This is a genomic window from Catellatospora sp. NPDC049111, assembly GCF_040648615.1.
In the GTDB taxonomy this organism is placed as follows: domain Bacteria; phylum Actinomycetota; class Actinomycetes; order Mycobacteriales; family Micromonosporaceae; genus Catellatospora; species Catellatospora aurea.
This window is the reverse complement of sequence record NZ_JBEZEB010000040.1, coordinates 62,166-82,210: the sequence shown is the minus strand read 5'-3', so window position 1 is coordinate 82,210 and position 20,045 is coordinate 62,166. Positions and strand designations below refer to the sequence as shown.

Sequence of the window (20,045 nt, the reverse complement as noted above, 5' to 3'; positions counted from 1 at the left end):
TCCTCCTATTTGCGGCCTTATACCGCCCTTCAAAACCGTGTTTCCGACCCGAAACGGCGATCTTGAAGCCGCGGGAACGGGGTGACCCGTCAGCGCCAGCCGACGTCGATCCGGTCACCGCGCTCGTCGAAGAAGTGCAGCGCGTCCATGCGCACGGCGATGGACAACGGGTGGCCCGAGGCGATCTGCGGGTACGGCGCGAGCCGCACCGCCAGCTCGGCAGCCCGCCGGTGGTGGCGGCCCGGGTCGGAGAGAACGCTCTCCCGCTCGCGGTGGGACGGCCGCTCGACCACCGATGTCGCCGCGCCGTTGGAGCGGCCCTTCATCCGGTTGATGACGTGGCCGAAGCGGCGCAGCCGGGAGCCGTGCTCCTCGGCCTCGGCCGCGGACCGGCCGATCTCGTCGACCACGACCGCGGTGGCGCCGATGTCCACGAAGGCCAGCGACTCGTGACCGTGGTGCTCCAGGTAGCGGATGCGGCCCTGCAGCACGTCGCCCGGGGTGTCCGGGGCGACCGGCGTGAGGGCCTCGGCCCGTACGCCGATGACGATGCGCTCGCCGTGGAAGTGCGACACGGCGCGGGCGCGGATGTCGTCCCACTTCAGGTACAGCGACTGCTCGCCCAGGTTGAGCTGGACGTAGCGGTCCAGGTGCACGTAGACCGACGCCTCCAGCAGGTTCATGCGCGGGCTGCCCAGGAAGGCCGCCACATAGAGGGTGGCCGGCTTGCCGTACACCTGCGTCGGGGTGCCCACGTCCTGCAGCACGCCCTTGCGCATGATGGCGACCCGGTCGGCCATGGTCAGCGCCTCGGCCTGGTCGTGCGTCACGTACACGGTGCTCACGCCCAGCTCGCGGACCAGGCCGGAGATCTCGGCGCGCAGTTCGGCACGCAGGCCGCTGTCGAGGTTGGACAGCGGCTCGTCCATGAGGAAGAGGCCGGGGCGGCGCACGATGGCACGGCCCATGGCCACCCGCTGGCGCTGGCCGCCGGACAGCTGGCTCGGCTTGCGGCCGAGCACGTCCCCGATGCCCAGGGCGCTGGCCACGTCGGCGACCCGCTCCGCCCGCGGCTCCGGCTCGATGCCGGACAGCCGCAGCGGGAAGCCGATGTTCTCGCCCACGGTCATGTGCGGGTACAGCGCGAAGTCCTGGAAGACCATGGCGATGCGCCGGTCGCGCGGCGGGAGCTGGTTGGCCAGCTGGCCGTCGAGCATGATGGCGCCGCTGCTGGGGTCCTCAAGCCCGGCGACCATGCGCAGCACGGTCGACTTGCCGCAGCCCGACGGGCCGAGCAGCACCATGAACTCCCCGTCGGCCACGTCCAGGCTGACGTTGTCGACCGCTACGGTCCCATCTGGAAAAACCTTGGTGACGTCTTTGAGCGCGACGGTTGTCACCGTCTCCTCCCACAGCCCTCGATCCGGCCCCGAATCTGGACACACTCTCGAAAAATAACCCGTCTTCCTATCGGGTAAACGTTCCATGTTCAGGCGGTCACGGACGTATTACCTTGCCCACCGCGCACTTCACGACGCTGCGGAATCGTCCGCGAACACACCGTGTCTTTTTCGGATGGTGCGTTTGGCGAGGTCCGGAGCGATCCACGATCCAGATCCGGGAAAGGCGGTGTCACCCCGGTGCGGCGTGCCCGTCACCCGGGCGACGACGCAATCGCTGAAAGCAGTTAGATGGTTACCGAACGTGCCCGCGCAGCGTCGGGGACCCGTGGCGGGGTGACCTGCTCGCCGAGGAAGACCCGGCGTACCACCCGCTCGGCGGCGTGCCCGTCGTCCCAGGCGCAGAAGCGCTCGCGGAACGCCCTGCGGCGTTCGCTCTGCTCGCGTGCGCGGCCGTCGCGCAGCAGCGACAGCAGTTCCGGCAGGCTGCGGACGACCGGCCCCGGGGCGTGGGCGAGCACGTCGAGTTCGGTGCCCCGGGCCGCCCGGTACTGCGCCCAGTCGGGCGCGTAGAGCACCATCGGCCGGTCCAGCACCGCGAAGTCGAACATCGCCGACGAGTAGTCGGTGACCATGATGTCCGCGGCGAGGTAGAGGTCTTCCACCGCGGGATGACCGGACACGTCCTGCACCTGGTCGCTCGAACCGGACGCGGCGGCCACGTGCCGGCCGCGGATCAGCACCCGGCCGTGCGGGCCCAGCGCCGCGGCCAGTGCGGGCGCGTCGAACGCCGGCAGCCGTCCCGGCTCCGGGCGGGACGTGGGCAGGTACAGCACGACCGTCTCGTCGGCCGGGATGCCGAGCGCCGCCCGCGCGGCCGCGGACTCGGCCGCGCCGGCCAGGGCCAGCCGGTCGTTGCGGGGGTAGCCGGTCTCCAGCGCCTCGAAGGCGCACGGATACGCCCGCTCCCAGACCTCGGTGCTGTGCGCGTTCGCGCTGACGCTGAAGTCCCAGCGGTCGCACCGGCGCAGCAGGGCCGCGAAGTTGTGCTGCGCGCCCGCCGGATGGTGCTGGCCGTCCAGGCCCATCGCCTTGACCGGGGTGCCGTGGTGCGTCTGCAGGTGCACCTGCCCCGGCCGCTTGCGGACGAAGTCCGGGAAGTTGACGTTGTTGACCAGGTACTTCGCCCGGGCGAGCAGCCGGTAGTACGGCCACGAGCCCTCGACGACGTGCGCAGTGCCCGGGGGGACCGCACCGGTCGCGTCCCGGCCGACCACCCACACCCCGCGCACGTGCGGGGCGAGGCCGCGGGCCGCCTGCTCGACCGCTGCCGGGTTGCAGGAGACCTCGCGGTACCAGTACGCCGCGTATCCGGCCAGGTTCGGGTCGAGCGGCAGCCGCAGCTGCAGCCGGTAGTAGGCGTGGGCGAGCAGGCCCAGGCCGCCGCGCTCCGGGCGCTCCCGCAGCCCGGCGAGGGTCTCCTGCACCCTGCGCTGGGTGCGCCGCACCACCTGCAGTGCCGCATAGGAGCGCCAGGCGCGCCGCGAGACCAGGCGGTAGCGCAGCCCGTCCGCGCCGCGCGGCGGCGCGAAGCCGCCCGGGGGCAGGTAGCGGGCGAACATGTCGGCGGTGCGCAGGAACGAGTGCTTGCGCAGGTTCGGCGGCAGCCGGTCCGCGTTGCCGACGGTCTGCATCAGGTGCCAGATCATGCGCGCGAACAGCACCGGCCGCACCGGGTCGGCCCGGCCGCCCTGCCGGTCGATCAGCTCCCAGGCCCGCTCCCAGTGGGTGAAGACCTCCAGGTGCCGGGGGTTCACGGTGCGGGTGATCGCGCCCTGGCGGCGCTGGCGGTAGGCGTAGCAGACCTCCTCCAGCGTGTGGATCCGCTCCGCGCCGACCAGCAGCGGGTAGGTCCAGGAGACGTCCTCGTACCAGCCGGGGGCGAACCGCAGGTCGAGCTTGGCCAGCAGGTCCCGCCGGACGATCTTGTTCCACACGGTGTGGATGCTCTTGATCAGCCCCGGGCGGGCCTGCAGGTCGGCCCCGTTGGGCCCGACGGCGGCGGCGAGTGTCCGGCGCAGCCTGCTGCGGCGCGGCCGGCCGATCGGGTACGTGCGCTCGAAGTCCACGATCAGCACGTCCGGAGCCTGCTCACGCAGCGCCTGCGCGACCTTCTCCAGCGAGCCCGGGGTGAGCGTGTCGTCGGTGTCGACGAACCAGACGTACTCGCCGGTCGCCCGCGCCAGCCCGGCGTTGCGCGCCTCGCCCAGCCCGACGTTCTGCGCCAGGTGCAGCACCTTCACCCGGGGGTCCCGGGCCGCGTACTCGTCGAGGATCTCGCCGCAGTGGTCGGGCGACCGGTCGTCGACCGCGATCACCTCCAGGTCGCCGAAGCCCTGGTCCAGGATCGAATCGAGGCACTCGCGCAGGTAACCCTGCACCTTGTAGGCGGGCAGGATCAGGCTGAGCAGCGTCACGTCGGCATCGCCCCCCGTGCGGCAGGGCCGGCGCGGGCCCGCGTCCGGTATCGCGTCAACGCTAACAACGCGGGCCGCACTCAGACGGGTGAATGCGGCTTCCTCAGCACTCGATCACGTTGACGGCGAGGCCGCCGCGCGCGGTCTCCTTGTACTTGATCTTCATGTCGGCGCCGGTCTCCCGCATCGTCTTGATCACCTTGTCCAGGGAGACGAAGTGGTTGCCGTCGCCGCGCATCGCCATCCGGGCCGCGGTGATCGCCTTGACGCTGGCCACCGCGTTGCGCTCGATGCACGGGATCTGCACCAGGCCGCCCACCGGGTCGCAGGTGAGCCCCAGGTTGTGCTCCATCGCGATCTCCGCCGCGTTCTCCACCTGCTCCGGCGTGCCGCCGAGCACCTCGGCCAGCCCGGCCGCCGCCATCGAGCAGGCCGAGCCGACCTCGCCCTGGCAGCCGACCTCGGCCCCGGAGATGGACGCGTTCTCCTTGAACAGCACGCCGATCGCGGCGGCGGTCAGCAGGAAGCGGATCACGCCGTCGTCGTTCGCGCCCGGCACGAACCGCGCGTAGTAGTGCAGCACCGCGGGCACGATGCCGGCCGCGCCGTTGGTCGGGGCGGTGACCACCCGGCCGCCCGCGGCGTTCTCCTCGTTCACGGCGAGCGCGAACAGCGTGATCCAGTCCATGACCCGCAGCGGGTCCGTGGTGAAGTGCTCCTTCGACAGGGTCTGGTGCAGCTCGGCGGCGCGCCGGCGCACCTTCAGCCCGCCGGGCAGGGTGCCCTCGACGGTGCAGCCGGTCTCCACGCAGTCCTGCATGACCTGCCAGATGCGCAGCAGCCCCGTCCGCACGTCGGCCTCCGAGCGCCAGGACAGCTCGTTGGCCAGCACGATGTCGCTGATGCGCAGGCCCGTGTCCTTGGCCAGCTGCAGCAGCTCGACGCCCGTCCGGAACGGGAAGCGGACCGGCGTGTCGTCCACCTTGATCCGGTCTGCCCCGGCCGCGTTCTCGTCGACCACGAAACCGCCGCCGACCGAGTAGTAGGTGCGCTCGCGCACGCACGTCCCCGCCGTGTCGAACGCGGCGAACGTCATGCCGTTCGGGTGATACGGCAGCGAGCGGCGGCGGTGCAGGGTCAGCTCGAAACTCGCGTCCTCGATGTCGAGCAGCCGGACCCGGCCCGCGGCCTTGATCTCGCGGAACCGGGCGTCGGCGGTGGCGGTGTCGACCGTCTCCGGGTCGTCTCCGGCGAGCCCGAGCAGCACCGCCTTGTCGCTGCCGTGCCCGTGCCCGGTCGCGCCCAGCGAGCCGAAGAGCTCGGCGCGCACCATGGCGACGCCGCTGAGCAGCCCGTCCGCCTTCAGCCCGGTCGCGAACCGGTTCGCCGCGCGCATCGGCCCGACCGTGTGCGAGCTGGAGGGCCCGATTCCGATCTTGAAGAGGTCGAACACGCTGATCACGGAGGTGCCTTCCGACGCTGGAACGGACGGTCAACAGTAGCTCTACTACCGGGCGGGCCGTCAGCCGAGTACTCTTCGCGCAAACCGGTTCCGCGCCCCCCTTGACCTCCCCCTCGGCACCCCCGCCCGACGAAATGATCGGCGAACATCTCCACCCGAGCGGACGGTCATCGAGCACGGTGCCGGTGACGTCGCCCCGGGGGAGTTTCGTCATGCCTTCTGTCTCGCGTCGTGCCGCCATCGGGCTGGCCGCGGGTGCCGCCGGTGTGCTGGCCGGCTGCAGCGAAAGCCCCGGCAAGCCCAACGGCGCCGGGTTGCCGCAGCAGCGCACCGGCGAACCCGTGATCGCGCCCCCGGTCCCCAAGCCCGCCCCGACCCGCACCGAGCCGCCGCGCACCGCCAACCCGATCCCCGCCGAGAACAGCCGCCCCGTGGGCAAGCGCTGGCTCGCCGACGACCCCGGTTTCCGCAGCGCCGACGACGTGCAGCAGCAGATCGCGGCCTACGCCTCGGAGACCAGCGTCGGCCACGGCGAGTCGGTCGACTTCCACGTGCACGTGGCCGACGCCGAGCCGTACCGGATCGAGGTGTTCCGGCTGGGCCACTACGACGGCGCCGGGGCCCGGCACATGGTGAGCAGCCCGATCCTGAACGGCAGGCCGCAGCCGGAGGCGGAACGCGCGGTCAAGACCAACATCATCACCTGCGACTGGCCTGCGGCGTGGACCCTGAAGGTGCCGGCCGAATGGGTGTCCGGCATGTACGTGGCGGTGTTCACCACCGCCTCGAACCACCGCAGCCACACCGTCTTCGTCGTGCGCGACGAACGCCGTAGCGGCAACCTCTGCGTCGTGCTGCCGTTCTCCACGTATCAGGCCTACAACCCCTGGCCGCGCGACGGCCGCCTCGGGCGCAACCTCTACCAGGGCTACCGGCTCGACGGCGTGCTCGGCAACGAGGAGCGGTCCCGCAAGGTCTCCTTCGACCGGCCCTACAGCGGCTCCGGGCTGCCCTACCTGTTCGACACCGACTACGACCTGATCCAGTGGGCCGAGCGCAGCGGCTACGACGTGACGTACGCCACGAGCGTGGACCTGCATCTCGGGCGGGTCGATCCGCTCCGGCACGCGGGGCTGATCTTCCCTGGGCACGACGAGTACTGGTCGGCGCAGATGCGAGCGGTCACCGAGACCGCGGTGGCGGGCGGAACCAGCCTGGCCTTCCTCGCCGCCAACAACATCTATTGGAACATCCGCTACGAGCCCGGCGACGGCCGGCCGAACCGGACCATCACGTGTTACAAGAGCTCGCAGGAGGATCCGAGCACGCCGACGCGGCGGGCGACCGTCACCTGGCGCTCCCTCGGCCCGGAGGACGCGGAGCAGCGGCTGCTCGGTGTGCAGTACAACGGCGTCGTCGCGAAATCCGCGCCGCTGATCGTGCAGCAGGCCGACCACTGGATGTGGGAGGGCACCGGCGTCCGGGACGGGATGTCGCTGCGCAGGCTGGTGGGTGGCGAGGCGGACGGCCGCGACGCCCGCTTCCCGTTCGCCGACGGCGTACAGACCCTGCTGTCCGCCTCGCCGTACACGACCACTAAGGGCAAGCCCGCCGTGCAGAACACCAGCGTGTACGAGGCCGCCTCAGGCGCGGTGGTGTTCTGCGCGGGCACCTTCAACTGGCCGCTCGCGCTCAACCGCCGGGGCTACCGCGACTCCCGGATCCAGCGCGCCACCGCGAACCTGGTGAACCGCATGCTGGGCCCGAAGGGCGCACCCGGCTCGCGGGCCTGACATCACGCCCCGTCGAAGATCACCGTGACCGTGGTGAACCCCAGCGAGCGCATCATGCTCTCCAGCATCTTGCGGGTGTTCTCCTCGGCCCGCTGCTGCAGCGTGCTCTTCTTCGCCGCGTTGGCCAGCTCCTGCTCCGCCTTCAGCAGGGTCTCCTGCTGGCGGTTGGGGTCGCCGTCGAAGAACTCGCCGAGCCGGTTGATCAGGCCCCGCTCCTCGGCGAAGACGTAGCTGCGGTCCAGGTCGAGCTTCGGCTCGGCCACCGTCGGCGGCGGCAGCGTGATCGTCACCGACTTGCGGTCCGGCGAGACGACGATCTTGTCATCGGAGACGTTGGCGAAGTCGACGTACGCCTCGACCGTGCCCGCGGCCACGAACAGGGTGCGCTGGTTGAGCAGCCAGTCGGGGATGAACTTGCGGTCCTGCTTGAGGTCGACGATGACCTCGAAGTTGCCCTCGGCGGCCACGAACCGGCTCAAGTCCTTGATCGACAGCAGCAGCGGCGGCTGCGTGTTGTCGGTCGTGCGCTCGGCGAACGGGTTGCTCCACTTCGGGATCAATCCGGCCGCGGTGAGCCCGAAGTAGCCGCCGGCCAGCAGGCCGAGCACGACCACCAGGCTCAGCAGCGCGCGGGCGAATCCCGACCGGCGCGGCGGCGCGACCGGCTCGTGGTCCTCGTCGTCGGGCCGCTGCCGGGGCAGCGGTTCGGTCGGCCGGGACCGGCCGGGCTTGAACTCCGGCAGGTTCTGCGTCGGCTCGTCGGCGGCGCCCATGTGACGTCTCCTGTCTGACCGCTGGGGTGTACGGACACCACGGTATTACCCGACCACGACAACAAGCACCCTCTGCGGTCGGACCGATACGCGATATCGGGAAAGGGTCAGGCGAAGGCGGCGATGCCGGTGAGCCGCTGGCCGAGCACCAGCTGGTGGATCTCCGAGGTGCCCTCGTAGGTCAGCACGCTCTCCAGGTTGTTGGCGTGGCGGAGCACCGGGTACTCCCCGGACACGCCGTTGGCGCCGAGGATGGTGCGGCACTGCCGGGCGATCGCGATGGCCTCGCGCACGTTGTTGAGCTTGCCCGCGCTGACCATCTCCGGGCGCAGCCCGCCCCGGTCTGCCGTGCGGCCCAGGTGCAGCGCCAGCAGGAAGCCCTTCTGCAGTTCGAGGGCCATGTCGGCGAGCTTGGCCTGGGTGAGCTGGAAGGCCGCGATCGGCTTGCCGAACTGGGTGCGGGTGCCCGCGTACTCGATCGCGGTGTGCAGGCAGTCGCGGGCCGCGCCCAGCGCACCCCAGACGATGCCGTAGCGGGCCTCGGTGAGGCAGCTCAGCGGGGCCTTCAGGCCGGCCGCCGCGGGCAGGATCGCGTCGGCGGGCAGGCGCACCTCGTCGAGCACGATCTCGCCGGTGGCGCTGGCGCGCAGCGAGAGCTTGCCGGTGATCTCCTTGGCGGTCACCCCGGGCGTGTCCATCGGCACCGCGAAGCCGCGTACGCCCTCGTCAGTGCGGGCCCAGATCACCGCCACGTCCGCCACCGGCGCATTGGTGATCCACATCTTGCCACCGTGCAGCACCCAGCCGTCGCCGTCACGGCGGGCCCGGGTGGACATGTTCGCCGGGTCGGAGCCGTGGTCGGGCTCGGTCAGCCCGAAACACCCGATCAGCTCACCGGAGGCCATACCAGGCAGCCAGCGCTGCTTCTGCTCCTCGGAGCCGTACTTCCAGATCGCGAACATGGCCAGCGAGCCCTGCACGCTCACCAGCGAGCGCACCCCCGAGTCGGCCGCCTCCAGCTCCAGACAGGCCAGCCCGTACGCGACCGCGGACGACCCGGCACAGCCGTAGCCCGCCAGGTGCATGCCGAGCAGGCCGAGCGCGCCGAAGTCGCGGGCCAGCTCGCGCACCGGGACGTGGCCGGTCTCGTACCAGCCGGCCACGTGCGGGCGCACCTTGTCGTCGACCAGGCGCCGCACCACGGCGCGGATCTGCAGCTCCTCGTCGGTGAGCAGCGAGTCCAGGTCGAGCAGATCGAGGGGGAGCACCGGAGTCGTCACCGGGCCACCTTAACGGCAACTCAGCTCAGCACGAGCACTCGGACGTGGATCTGATGGCGCTGCTGGAGCGCCGCGCGCAGCGCCCGGTGCAGCCCGTCCTCCAGGTACAGCTCGCCCTTCCACTGCACGACGTGCGGGAACAGGTCCCCGTAGAACGTCGAGTCCTCCGCCAGGACCCGGTCCAGTGCCATCTCCAGCTTGATCGTGATGAGCTGGTTCAGCGACACCGGCCGCGGCGGGATCTCGGCCCACTGCTTGAGGGTGTACCCGTGCTCCGGGTACGGCTGCCCGTCGCGCACCGCCTTGAAAATCACGCGCCCTGCCCTCCCTCCGGAAACCGAGTGCGCTCAGCCTAACCGCCGTCGGCGACGTTGCGCGCACCCGGCGACGCCTGCGCCTCTTCGATGGTCGATCCCCAGGTCCCGCGGTGGACCACCTCGTCGAGTGACCTGCGCCCCCGGGCGAGTGACGCCGAGCGGTGATCGGCCGCCCGGTAGCCCACGCTGACCGCCCCGATCGGGGTGTACTCCGCCGGCACCGCGAACGCCTCCCGGAACGCGTCGAGCCGCTGCGGGGGGATGCCGAAGAAGCACCCGTCCAGGCCCTCGTCCACCGCGGTGAGCAGCATCAACAGCGTGGCCATGCCGGTGTCGACGTGCCAGTACGGCACCAGCCAGCGGGCCTCGTCGCGATCCGTCCAGCCCTTGTCCTCCTCGGCGTACCGGTCCAGGTACGCCGACTTGTTCGACAGCGGCACGATGATCAGCGGCGCGGTGCGCATGTTCACCAGCCAGCGTGTCCGCGCGCCGGGCTGCGGCGACGTCGCCGCCCAGAAGCGCTCGCGCTCGTCCGCCGTCTCCAGCACCAGGAACGCCCAGCCCTGGGCGAAGCCGGCCGAGGGGGCCCGGACGGCGTGGCTCAGCAGCCGGTGCACGGCCTGCGCTGGCACCGGCCGGTCCGCGTCGTACCGGCGCACCATCCGGCGCCGGCGTACGACGTCGGCGAACTCCACGCTCAGGCCCCGAGGTCGGCGCGGATCCCCCAGGTGCCCTGCCAGGTCGCGTCGGGGGCCAGCTCGATCAGGTCCCGGCCCGAGCGCATCGCGTCCGGCGGGCAGGTCATCGGCTCGATCGCGACCGCGCGGCGGTGCCGCTCGCCGGTCAGCGTGTGCGCGGTGAACAGCTGCCACCAGTGGAAGTTGCGGTCCGCCCAGACGTGCACCGCGCGCCCGTCCGGGACGCTGATGGTGACTGTCGAGCCGCCCTCGTCGTCGCGCACCAGGTCGCCGAACGCGGTGTCCAGCTCCAGCGCGCCGATGCGCCGCGGCTCGGTGAAGTCGAACTCGCCGCCCGCCACCTTGGCCGCGCCGATGGGCAGCATGCGGCCGTCGACCAGCAGCCGGGTCCGGGCGGGCACGGTGAGCGTCAGCTCGTCCACCGGCAGGCCGGGGATACGCAGGTAGGGGTGGGTGCCGACGCCGAACGGCGCGGTGTCGGCCGAGCGGTTCGCGACATGGTGCGTCACGGTCAGCCCGCGCTCGTCCAGCCGGTACTCGACCCGCAGCGCCAGCCGCCACGGGTAGCCGAGCTGCGGCTCCAGCACGCACTCGACCACGAGCAGGCCGTCCTCCTGCCGCACCGGGTGCCAGGACAGCCAGCGGACCAGGCCGTGGATGGCGTTGTGCAGGCTCGGCTCGCTCAGCGGCAGCTGCAGCGCCTGACCGCCGTGGCGGTAGTGGCCGTCGCGGATCCGGTTCGGCCAGGGCATCAGCAGCTGGCCGGCGCCCGCCGGGCAGAGCTCGGACTCGGCGTACCCGTCGAGGATCTCCGCCCCGCCCACCGAGTAGCTGCGCAGACCGCCGCCGACCTCGACGACGGTAGCGGTCTGGTCACCGTGGCTGATCGTCCATTGGGTGCCGGACGGCGCAAAGTTGGTCACGATCCCGCACCCTACATGGCTTTCTAGGGCGCGAGGCGCTCCACGATCCACCTGTCCGCGCCGCTGGCCGTGTCCCTGCGGAAACGGAGCCGATCATGCAGCCGGCTGCGCCTGCCCTGCCAGAACTCGACGGTCTCCGGCTCCACCCGCAGGCCGCCCCAGTGCTCGGGCAGCGGCACCTCGGCCTCGGCCGGGAACGACTGCTCCGCGGCGGAGTACGCGTCGTCCAGCGCCTGCCGGTCGGGCAGCACCGACGACTGCGCGCTGGCCCACGCGCCGAGCTGCGCCCCGCGCGGCCGGACCCGGAAGTACTCCTCGCTGACGTGCCGGTCCACCGGGGTGATCCGGCCGCAGACCACCACCTGGCGGCCCATCGCGAACCAGGGGAAGAGCAGGCTGGCGTACGGGTTGGCCAGCGCCTCCCGCCCCTTGCGCGACCCGTAGTTGGTGAAGAACACGAAACCGCGCTCGTCGTAGCCCTTGAGCAGCACGGTGCGGCTGCTGGGCCGCCCGTCCGGGTCGGCCGTGGCCACGATCATCGCGTTCGGCTCGGGCAGCTGCGCGGCGACCGCCTCGGCGAACCACCGGCCGAACTGGGTCGGCCAGTCCGCGGCGAGGTGCTCCTCGACGAGGGGTTCCTCGCGCACGGCCGGGCGGTGCGGGCCTGCGGGCTCGTACTCGCGGCGCATGCGCGCCAGATCGTGCGGGGCGGCGGAGGGGCCGGTGGTCAAGATGTGCTCCAAGTCACGTAGTCATCCTGTCGCACTGCGTATCAGCAGTGGAAATCATGTCGTGCCAGCTCGCCGCCGGTGGAAATCCCGTTGACATAACCGCCGTCGGCCGAAGAAGACGTTTCCCGCGCGTGCGGGGCGGGTCGCCAAACGGTTACCCGCGGGGCAAGATGTTGCTCGAACTGAACCTAACCTCAGGTCGATGAACCGGGAGAACGACATGTCCGACTTCAAGCCGGGCCTGGAGGGCGTGATCGCCTTCGAGACCGAGATCGCCGAGCCTGACAAGGAGGGCGGTTCGCTTCGCTACCGGGGCGTCGACATCGAGGACCTGATCGGCCAGGTCTCCTTCGGCAACGTATGGGCGCTGCTGGTGGACGGCAAGTTCGGGCCGGGCCTGCCGCCCGCCGAGCCGTTCCCGGTGCCCGTGCACTCCGGCGACATCCGCGTCGACGTGCAGTCCGCGGTCGCCATGCTCGCCCCGTACTGGGGCCTGGGCCAGCTGCTCGACATCTCCGACGAGCAGGCCCGCGAGGACCTCGCCCGGGTGTCGGTGACCGCGCTGTCGTTCGTGGCGCAGTCGGCCCGCGGCCTGGGCCTGCCGGCCGTGCCGCAGAAGGAGATCGACAAGGCGCAGACGATCGTCGAGCGCTTCATGAAGCGCTGGCGCGGCGAGCCCGACCCGCGGCACGTCAAGGCCGTCGACGCGTACTTCATCTCCGCCGCCGAGCACGGCATGAACGCCTCCACGTTCACCACCCGGGTCGTCGCCTCCACCGGCGCCGACGCCGCGGCCTGCATCTCCTCCGGCATCGGCGCGCTGTCGGGCCCGCTGCACGGCGGCGCGCCCTCGCGGGTGCTGCACATGATCGAGGGCGTGGAGCGCTCCGGCGACGCCGAGGGCTACGTCAAGGGCGTGCTGGACCGCGGCGAGCGGCTGATGGGCTTCGGCCACCGGGTCTACCGGGCCGAGGACCCGCGTGCCCGCGTGCTCCGCCGCACCGCCAAGGAGCTGGGCGCGGCCCGCTACGAGGTGGCCGAGGCGCTGGAGAAGGCGGCGCTGGCCGAGCTGCGCGCCCGCCGCCCCGACCGGGTCCTGGAGACCAACGTCGAGTTCTGGTCGGCCGTCGTGCTCGACTTCGCCGAGGTGCCCGCGCACATGTTCACCTCGATGTTCACCTGCGCCCGGGTGGCCGGCTGGTCCGCGCACATCCTGGAGCAGAAGAAGCTGGGCCGCCTGGTCCGCCCGTCGGCGACGTACGTCGGCCCCGGCACCCGCAAGGCCCAGGAAGTCGAAGGCTGGAACGCCATCAGCCACCACTGACCCGTCTTGTTCACGAAGGGCGTCCGCACAGCGGGCGCCCTTCGTGCGTGAGGACCGTCACGGGGGAAAGGGTGGGACGGAGCCCTGGGGTGGGTCGTTGACGTGGGAGAATGCGGCATTGGCAGCGTCGCCGATGCTTTCTCGCACGATCTGACACGCCTGAAGGACTGATGTCATGGCCGAGACGCCGATCACCATCCCTGCCGAGCTCCTGCCTGTCGACGGCCGGTTCTGCTGCGGCCCGTCCAAGGTACGGCCCCAGGCGGTGGAGGCGCTCAGCGCGGTTTCCAGTTCCTTCCTCGGCACCTCGCACCGGCAGAAGACGGTGAAGAACCAGGTCGCCCGCTTCCGGCAGGGCCTGGCCGACTTCTTCGGCCTGCCCGAGGGCTACGAGGTGATCATCGGCAACGGTGGCACCACCGCCTTCTGGGAGGTCGCCGCGTTCTCCCTGATCAAGGACCGGGCGCAGTTCGCCACGTTCGGCGAGTTCGGCGCGAAGTTCGCCAAGGCCGTCAAGGACGCCCCGTTCCTGGGCGCGCCGACGGTGCACAAGGGTGAGCCGGGCAGCGCGGCGTTCCTGGTCGCCGAGGAGGGCGTGGACGCGTACGGCATCCCGCAGAACGAGACGTCGACCGGTGTCGCGGTGCCGGTGCAGCGGGTGGCCGGGGCCGACCCGGGCGCGCTGATCCTGCACGACGCCACCTCGGCGGCGGGCGGCCTGGACGTGGACCTTACCCAGAGCGACGTCTACTACTTCGCGCCGCAGAAGTGCTTCGCCTCGGACGGCGGCCTGTGGATCGCCATCCTGTCCCCGGCCGCCATCGCGCGCGCCGAACAGATCAAGGCCGGCGGCCGGTACATCCCCGCGTTCCTGGACCTGGTCACCGCGATCGAGAACTCGCGGCTGGAGCAGACCCTGAACACCCCGGCGCTGGCCACCATCTTCCTGGCCGCCGAGCAGACGGACTGGATGAACGCGCAGGGCGGCCTGTCCTGGGCGGCGCAGCGCACCGCCGAGAGCGCCGAGATCCTGTACCGCTGGGCCGAGAAGTCGCCGGTGGCGACGCCGTTCGTGACCGACCCGGGGCTGCGCTCCAACGTGGTCGCCACGATCGACTTCAACGAGGGCGTCGACGCGGCCGCGATCGCCAAGACCCTGCGCGCCAACGGCGTGGTCGACACCGAGCCCTACCGCAAGCTGGGCCGCAACCAGCTGCGTGTGGCGCTCTACCCGGCCATCGACCCGTCGGACGTGCAGGCGCTGACCGCGAGCATCGACTACGTGATCGAGCAGCTGTAGACCGTTTCACGCAGCTGATGCGGCGGGGCCCGAAGGGCTCCGCCGCATTTTTGTCCGCGTACCGGTGAATGTCTGCGGCATTTGCCCGGATAACCAGGTGTCTTGGATAGGCTCGCCCCTTCCGCCGGGTGTAGCCAGCGGCACGGCTGGGCAACCGCCTTCAGAGCGAGCCCACCCGACCAGCGCAAGGGGTCCCACTGGTGTCGACGCAGACGGAACCGATCGGCAAGAAGACGACCGACGTCTCAACCCGAGCGGGGGGTCCCCGTGTTCTGAAAGTCATGAAGGCCACCCCGCTGGACACGCCGCCGCGGTCCGTGCCGGCGCACGCCCCGACGGCCGGCCGGCCGGTGGCGCCGCCCGCGGACGCCCCGACCGCGCGCCCCGACGGCGCGCCCGCCGCGCGGCCCGCGCCGACCCGGCTGCTGGTCCTGGATGGGCTGCGGCTGGCCGCGGCGCTGCTGGTGGTCGCCCATCATCTGGTACGCGGACCGTGGGGCGTCGACCCCGGCTCGCTGTTCGGCCCGCTGGCCGCCGTCGCCTCCTTCGGCTGGCTCGGCGTCAACCTGTTCTTCCTCATCAGCGGTTTCGTCATCTGCCTGAGCAGCTGGGGCCGCAGCCTGGGCGAGTTCGCCGCGTCCCGGGCCGTCCGGCTGTTCCCCGCGTACTGGGTCGGCGTCGTGCTGACCACCGCCGTGCTCGCCGCCTGGCCGACGCTGCGCGGGCCGCTGCCCGCACCCGAGTCGCTGGTCAACCTGACCATGCTGCAGAGCGGGCTGGGCGTCACCGACCAGGACTGGTCGTACTGGTCGCTCGGTGCGGAGCTGCGTTTCTACCTGCTCTTCGCGATCGTGGTCTGGCTGGGCGTGACCTGCCGCCGCGTCGTCTACTTCTGCAGCGTGTGGACACTGGTCGCGGTCTTCTCCACCACCTGGAACCAAGGCTGGATCAACAACATGATCGTGCCGCAGTTCGCGCCGTACTTCGTCGCGGGCGTGGCGCTGTTCCTGATCCACCGGTTCGGCTCGAACCTGCTGCTGTGGGGCCTGGTCGGCGTCAACTGGCTGATCGCGCTGTACCGGCTGCAGGGCTACCCGCCGCTGGAGCACTTCCAGCAGAGCTGGTGGAGCGTGGCGGCCCTGGTCACCGGCTGCTTCGCCCTGCTGGCGGCGGTCGCGCTCGGCGCGTTCCAGCGGGTCGGGTGGCGCTGGCTGACGCTCGCGGGCGCGCTGACCTACCCGCTGTACCTGATCCACCAGGCCATCGGGCAGACGCTGATCGTGGCGCTGCGCGACCGGGTGCCGCATTGGCTGCTGCTGGCCGGGATCGTCGCACTGATGCTCGGCGTGTCCTGGCTGATCCACCGCTATGTGGAGCGTCCGCTCGGCGCGCGGCTCAAGCGCGGTCTGGCCACCTCGCTGGCGGCCGTACGCAGGAACTGAACGCCGCCCACCGGCCACGGTGGACCTCCGAATATGTCCGCACGCGAATGTGAGCGTGTCGTCAGACTCGGCGTGGCGGGTGCGCGGGTGTGCCTTCACCGCGTACGGTGTTCTCTTGGGAACGTCATACCGTGGCCGGGAACTCCCCCCGGCAGCCACGGCATGGACCGGCACAGGGGACGGAGGCTGACGATGCGACCCGTACGGTTCGTCGCTCTCTCCGAAGACGGCCAGGCACTCGTGCTCGCGGACGAGGTCGGTCGTCTGCTCGCGCTGCCCATCGACGATCGCGTCGCCTCGGCGACGCACCCCGACCGCGGCTCCGGCGCGCACACCATGACCATCACCGCGTCGCCCTTCGACGCGGCCACCGTGCTGTCCCCGCGGGACATCCAGTCGCGCATCCGCTCCGGCGAGAGCGCCGAGGACGTGGCCCGCATCGCGGGCGTGCCGGTGGACCGCGTGCTGCGCTACGCCGGCCCGGTGCTGCAGGAGCGGGCCATGCTCGCCCAGCACGCGCGGCGCACCCGGCTGAAGAGCTCGGACAAGGGCGCGACCCTCGCCGACGTCGTCGACGGCCGGCTGGCTCAGCACGGCATCGACACGGAGAAGATCTCCTGGGATGCGTACCGCCGCGACGACGGCACCTGGCGCGTCGTGGCGACCTGGCCGTCCGGCAAGGCAACCGCGCAGGCGATCTGGGAACTCGACCGCAACCGGCAGTCGGTGTCGCCGCACGACGACATGGCGCAGTACCTGTGCGCCGAGCGTCCCACCCAGATCCTGGGCCAGGACCCGACCGCGGGCCAGACGCCGCAGCCCAGCCGCAGCGGCCACGGCCTGCCCAGCGCGGCCGACACCGCGCGCCGCCCCGGCCGCGACCCGATCCGGGCCGGTCGCGACGCGCTGGTCGCCGCGATGGACCGGCCCCTGGGCAGCGGCCCCGGCCGCGGGCTCGACGTGCCCTCGGACGCGCCGCGCCAGCGCCCGGCCAGCGCCGTGCTGGCCGGCGGCCGCGACAGCAGCGCTTTCGACGAAGACGCCGACGCGCCCAAGGAGGTGCCGGCCGTGCCGTCGCTGGCCGTGCTGCGCCCGCGTCGGCAGCCCACCGACACCACGGCCGCGGCCGGCCCCGGCGACAAGCCGCGCAAGCGCCTGCCGAGCTGGGACGACGTGCTGTTCGGCGGCGCCCCGGCGGCCCGGGAGAGCTGAAACCGTCCCTTTCGCCCCGCCGGGCACCGTTCCGGCGGGGATAGGGTCGGACTCATGGAGTTCACCACTGTCGGCCGCACCGGCCTGACCGTCAGCAGGCTGTGCCTCGGGACCATGAACTTCGGTCCCCAGACGTCCGAACCGGACAGTCACGCCATCATGGACCGCGCCCTCGACCACGGCATCAACTTCTTCGACACCGCCGACGTGTACGGCTGGAAGATCGGCGAGGGCATCACCGAGCACATCATCGGCCGCTGGTTCGCGCAGGGCGGGGGCCGCCGCGACAAGGTCGTGCTCGCCACGAAGGTCTACGGGAAGATGGGCGAGTGGCCCAACGAGCAGGGCCTGTCCGCCCGGCACATCGTCAAGGCCGCCGACGCGTCGCTGCGCCGCCTGCAGACCGACTACATCGACCTGTACCAGATGCACCACGTGGACCGTAAGACGCCGTGGGAGGAGATCTGGCAGGCGATGGAGACCCTCGTCGCCCAGGGCAAGGTGCTCTATGTCGGCTCGTCGAACTTCGCCGGCTGGCACATCGCCGCCGCGCAGGAGGCCGCCCGCAGCCGCCACTTCCTCGGCCTGGTCGCCGAGCAGTGCATCTACAACCTCATGACGCGCCACGTCGAGCTGGAGGTGATCCCGGCCGCGCAGCAGTACGGGGTCGGCATCATCCCGTGGTCGCCGCTGCACGGCGGGCTGCTGAGCGGGGCGATCCGCAAGATCAAGGACGGCACGGCGGGGCGGTCCGGCGAGGGCCGGGCGAACGACACGCTGGCCGAGCACCGCGGCACCATCGAGGCGTACGAGAAGCTCTGCGAGTCCCTCGACGCCGACCCCGCCGACGTCGCGCTGGCCTGGCTGCTGTCCCGCCCCGGCGTGACGGCCCCGATCATCGGCCCGCGCACCGCCGAGCAGCTCGACAAGACCCTCGGCGCACTCACCGTCACCCTGGACGAGGACACGCTGGCCCGCCTCGACGAGCTGTTCCCGCCGATCGGCAAGGGCGGCCCCGGCCCCGAGGCCTGGGCCTGGTGAACCCGGCCGCCCGCCGTCCCCGCCACGCGCACCGGGCGGGGACGGGGGCGGAACCGTCGCGCACCTGGCCGCTCGCGCCCGGCGGGGAGTCGACGGCATGCGGCGGTTGGGCTCAGAGCGGGTGGTGGGCCAGCGGTGTGTAGGACGGGTGCGGGCCGAGCAGGCTGCGCACCAGCACGAGTTCGGTGACCGGCCAGGTCGGACCGGTGTAGTCGTGCAGAGTCGCCAGGTCGCCGGCGAGTTCGGGGTGGCCGATCCGGTCGCCGGGGCGGGCGATGGTCAGGTGCGGGGCAAAACGTTTGTCGTCGGGGTGCAGGCGGCGCGCCCGCAGCTCGCGGCGTACCGCCCGGCCCACCCGGGTTAGGCCGTCGACGTCGCCCTCGATGCCCGCCCAGAGCACCGTGGACCGCCCGTGGCCGAACTTTCCGCCGCCCCGGATCCGCAGCTCGCCGACGGGACCGTCCACGGCGGACAGGGCCAGCGTGGCGGCTCCGGCCGACTCATCGGGCACCTCGCCGAGGAACGCCAGTGTCAGGTGCCACCGCTCGGTGGGTGTGACCCGTGCATGGGCCCTGCTGACAGCGAGAGAGTCCACCACGGCGGCCAGGTGGCCGACCGCCTCTGTCGGCGGGAAGACGGCGACGAACAGGCGCATCAGGCCTCCGCGAACACGACTCCTGCGGCGATGAGCGCGCCCTCGACGCGTACCCGTTCGATCTGCAGGTCGAGGCCGTCCACCTCGGTCAGGTGCTCGTCGATGCCGAGGCACTGGCAAACGTCGCGCAGCGCCTGGTCGTAGCCGACGTCGTCGCGGGGCAGCTCGCGCAGCCGGTCGACGATCTCCTCGAACGGCACCAGCGGCGGCCCGTCCGACGCGGGCTGAGGCAGCCAGGCGGGGGCGAGGCCGACGGCGCTGAGGCGCTCGGCGGCGAACTGGACCATGCTCTCCCGGGCGGAGCCGATGGCGTCCGTGGCGACCCGGGCCGCGGCGACCCACGGCGGGCCGGCGGGCGGGGCCGGGGCGAACGCGCGCTCCAGGCGGTCGAGGGTGCGCTGCTCGTGCCAGGACTCCCGGACCTGCTCAGCCCGGCTGCGCACCTGGGCGACGACGTCATCCGCGCAGATCACGGCGGCGATGGCGCCGGGCATACCGACCAGCGCGATCACTCCGAGAGTGAGCGGAAGAGCGCTGTCGGTCGCCACATTGAACGACACTATGCCTACCTGCCCTTTCCTCGCCAGTTGATTGACGTCACCGATCATCGGCCGCGCGGCCGGAATAATCTGCGCTCGCGCGATCAGGCTTCGACCACGACCGTGCGGGCGAGCTTGTCCGCCAGAGTCTGCCGCTTGGCGTCCCACAGCGGGAACAGGAAGCCCAGGTAGCAGATGAGCGCGTCGACGAGGTGGGCCACATCGCGCAGGAACGCTCGCCTCGCGCCGACCGGTGTGCCGGTGCCGTCGCCGACGAGCTTGACTCCCAGCACCCGACGGCCCCAGCTGAAGCCGGTGTCCCCCGCCTGGATCCACCGGTTGTATCCGACGACTGCGAGTCCTGTCAGCAGCACCGTCCAGTAGACGACGCCGCCTCCGCTCGGCGCGCCGGGCACGACCTGCCCGGTCCGCGGGTCGAGCGACGGCGCGACGACCTCGGGCCCGTCGATCACGTAGGCGAGAACGACGAACACGGCGGCGACCAGCAGGTCGACCACCGCCACGCCGACGCGCCTGAGCCAGGAAGCGTGCTTCAAGCCGGTCTCCGGTGGGGGGTTAGGGGCGGCATGATCGCTGTTTCCGGTCAGAACCTGTGGCCTCACCAGAGGTTCTGACCCGAAACAGCGATCTTGGGGCGGCCGGTGGCGCGCCGCGCGG

At 71.6% G+C, this 20,045-nt stretch carries 18 protein-coding genes; 6 read left to right on the top strand and 12 right to left on the bottom strand.

Annotated features, from left to right (window positions below):
* Positions 1–89: 89 nt before the first annotated feature.
* From AB0B66_RS34975 to AB0B66_RS34965, 3 genes are all read right to left on the bottom strand, one after another.
* Positions 90–1,400: an ABC transporter ATP-binding protein gene (locus AB0B66_RS34975; RefSeq protein ID WP_203695653.1), complete on the bottom strand. Its 1,311-nt coding sequence runs from the start codon at positions 1,398–1,400 to the stop codon at positions 90–92.
* A 287-nt stretch (positions 1,401–1,687) separates the two neighbouring features.
* Positions 1,688–3,877: a bifunctional glycosyltransferase family 2 protein/CDP-glycerol:glycerophosphate glycerophosphotransferase gene (locus AB0B66_RS34970; RefSeq protein ID WP_360538114.1), complete on the bottom strand. Its 2,190-nt coding sequence runs from the start codon at positions 3,875–3,877 to the stop codon at positions 1,688–1,690.
* A gap of 103 nt (positions 3,878–3,980) precedes the next feature.
* Entirely contained in the window at positions 3,981–5,339 is a 1,359-nt protein-coding gene (locus tag AB0B66_RS34965) for an L-serine ammonia-lyase (protein WP_360538112.1), read from the bottom strand.
* A 212-nt stretch (positions 5,340–5,551) separates the two neighbouring features.
* Here AB0B66_RS34965 and AB0B66_RS34960 point away from each other — a divergent pair, with 212 nt between their 5' ends.
* Positions 5,552–7,132: a N,N-dimethylformamidase beta subunit family domain-containing protein gene (locus AB0B66_RS34960; protein WP_360538110.1), complete on the top strand. Its 1,581-nt coding sequence runs from the start codon at positions 5,552–5,554 to the stop codon at positions 7,130–7,132.
* Between the two features lie 2 nt (positions 7,133–7,134).
* Here the strand turns inward: AB0B66_RS34960 and AB0B66_RS34955 are convergent, their stop codons facing one another.
* The 6 genes from AB0B66_RS34955 to pdxH all read right to left on the bottom strand — a co-directional run bounded on the left by AB0B66_RS34955 (position 7,135) and on the right by pdxH (position 11,812).
* Complete coding sequence (locus tag AB0B66_RS34955) at positions 7,135–7,905, bottom strand: DUF4230 domain-containing protein (RefSeq protein ID WP_360538108.1); 771 nt, start codon at positions 7,903–7,905, stop codon at positions 7,135–7,137.
* A gap of 107 nt (positions 7,906–8,012) precedes the next feature.
* Entirely contained in the window at positions 8,013–9,173 is a 1,161-nt protein-coding gene (locus tag AB0B66_RS34950; protein WP_360538131.1) for an acyl-CoA dehydrogenase family protein, read from the bottom strand.
* A gap of 32 nt (positions 9,174–9,205) precedes the next feature.
* The gene (locus AB0B66_RS34945) at positions 9,206–9,499 is read right to left on the bottom strand and encodes a type II toxin-antitoxin system VapB family antitoxin (RefSeq protein WP_203695662.1); all 294 of its coding nucleotides are present in this window, start codon (positions 9,497–9,499) and stop codon (positions 9,206–9,208) included.
* Between the two features lie 38 nt (positions 9,500–9,537).
* Positions 9,538–10,197, bottom strand: a complete 660-nt coding sequence (locus tag AB0B66_RS34940; protein WP_360538106.1) for a nitroreductase family protein — start codon at positions 10,195–10,197, stop codon at positions 9,538–9,540.
* Between the two features lie 2 nt (positions 10,198–10,199).
* Complete coding sequence (locus tag AB0B66_RS34935) at positions 10,200–11,123, bottom strand: aldose 1-epimerase family protein (protein WP_360538104.1); 924 nt, start codon at positions 11,121–11,123, stop codon at positions 10,200–10,202.
* A gap of 23 nt (positions 11,124–11,146) precedes the next feature.
* A complete protein-coding gene (gene pdxH, locus AB0B66_RS34930; RefSeq protein ID WP_360538129.1) occupies positions 11,147–11,812 on the bottom strand; it encodes a pyridoxamine 5'-phosphate oxidase in 666 nt (221 codons plus the stop codon).
* Positions 11,813–12,074: 262 nt separating this feature from the next.
* On the opposite strand from pdxH, the gene AB0B66_RS34925 reads away from it, so the two are divergent.
* From AB0B66_RS34925 to AB0B66_RS34905, 5 genes are all read left to right on the top strand, one after another.
* Positions 12,075–13,178, top strand: coding sequence for a citrate synthase 2 (locus tag AB0B66_RS34925; protein WP_360538127.1), 1,104 nt, complete (start codon positions 12,075–12,077; stop codon positions 13,176–13,178).
* A gap of 175 nt (positions 13,179–13,353) precedes the next feature.
* Positions 13,354–14,478 carry a phosphoserine transaminase gene (serC, locus tag AB0B66_RS34920; RefSeq protein ID WP_360538102.1) on the top strand — a complete coding sequence of 375 codons (1,125 nt, stop codon included), beginning with the start codon at positions 13,354–13,356 and terminating at the stop codon, positions 14,476–14,478.
* 281 nt (positions 14,479–14,759) lie between these two features.
* Positions 14,760–15,920 (top strand): acyltransferase, encoded by a 1,161-nt coding sequence (locus AB0B66_RS34915; RefSeq protein ID WP_360538100.1) that lies wholly within the window; start codon positions 14,760–14,762, stop codon positions 15,918–15,920.
* A 192-nt stretch (positions 15,921–16,112) separates the two neighbouring features.
* Positions 16,113–17,132: a septation protein SepH gene (sepH, locus tag AB0B66_RS34910; protein ID WP_360538098.1), complete on the top strand. Its 1,020-nt coding sequence runs from the start codon at positions 16,113–16,115 to the stop codon at positions 17,130–17,132.
* Positions 17,133–17,186: 54 nt separating this feature from the next.
* Positions 17,187–18,173, top strand: coding sequence for an aldo/keto reductase (locus AB0B66_RS34905; protein WP_360538096.1), 987 nt, complete (start codon positions 17,187–17,189; stop codon positions 18,171–18,173).
* Positions 18,174–18,285: 112 nt separating this feature from the next.
* Here AB0B66_RS34905 and thpR read toward each other — a convergent pair whose 3' ends face one another.
* The 3 genes from thpR to AB0B66_RS34890 form a co-directional block, all read right to left on the bottom strand.
* Positions 18,286–18,828, bottom strand: a complete 543-nt coding sequence (thpR, locus tag AB0B66_RS34900; RefSeq protein WP_360538094.1) for an RNA 2',3'-cyclic phosphodiesterase — start codon at positions 18,826–18,828, stop codon at positions 18,286–18,288.
* Positions 18,828–19,376 carry a hypothetical protein gene (locus AB0B66_RS34895; RefSeq protein ID WP_360538092.1) on the bottom strand — a complete coding sequence of 183 codons (549 nt, stop codon included), beginning with the start codon at positions 19,374–19,376 and terminating at the stop codon, positions 18,828–18,830. Before AB0B66_RS34895 ends, thpR begins: the two co-directional genes overlap by 1 nt.
* 95 nt (positions 19,377–19,471) lie before the next feature.
* The gene (locus AB0B66_RS34890; RefSeq protein ID WP_360538090.1) at positions 19,472–19,924 is read right to left on the bottom strand and encodes an RDD family protein; all 453 of its coding nucleotides are present in this window, start codon (positions 19,922–19,924) and stop codon (positions 19,472–19,474) included.
* Between the last annotated feature and the right edge of the window lie 121 nt (positions 19,925–20,045).

Coding starts and splice junctions, on each gene's coding strand:
- AB0B66_RS34960 (WP_360538110.1), top strand. CDS start 5,552: ATGCCTTCTGTCTCGCGTCGTGCCGCCATCGGGCTGGCCGCGGGTGCC.
- AB0B66_RS34955 (WP_360538108.1), bottom strand. CDS start 7,905: ATGGGCGCCGCCGACGAGCCGACGCAGAACCTGCCGGAGTTCAAGCCC.
- pdxH (WP_360538129.1), bottom strand. CDS start 11,812: ATGCGCCGCGAGTACGAGCCCGCAGGCCCGCACCGCCCGGCCGTGCGC.
- AB0B66_RS34925 (WP_360538127.1), top strand. CDS start 12,075: ATGTCCGACTTCAAGCCGGGCCTGGAGGGCGTGATCGCCTTCGAGACC.
- serC (WP_360538102.1), top strand. CDS start 13,354: ATGGCCGAGACGCCGATCACCATCCCTGCCGAGCTCCTGCCTGTCGAC.
- AB0B66_RS34915 (WP_360538100.1), top strand. CDS start 14,760: ATGAAGGCCACCCCGCTGGACACGCCGCCGCGGTCCGTGCCGGCGCAC.
- sepH (WP_360538098.1), top strand. CDS start 16,113: ATGCGACCCGTACGGTTCGTCGCTCTCTCCGAAGACGGCCAGGCACTC.
- AB0B66_RS34905 (WP_360538096.1), top strand. CDS start 17,187: ATGGAGTTCACCACTGTCGGCCGCACCGGCCTGACCGTCAGCAGGCTG.
- thpR (WP_360538094.1), bottom strand. CDS start 18,828: ATGCGCCTGTTCGTCGCCGTCTTCCCGCCGACAGAGGCGGTCGGCCAC.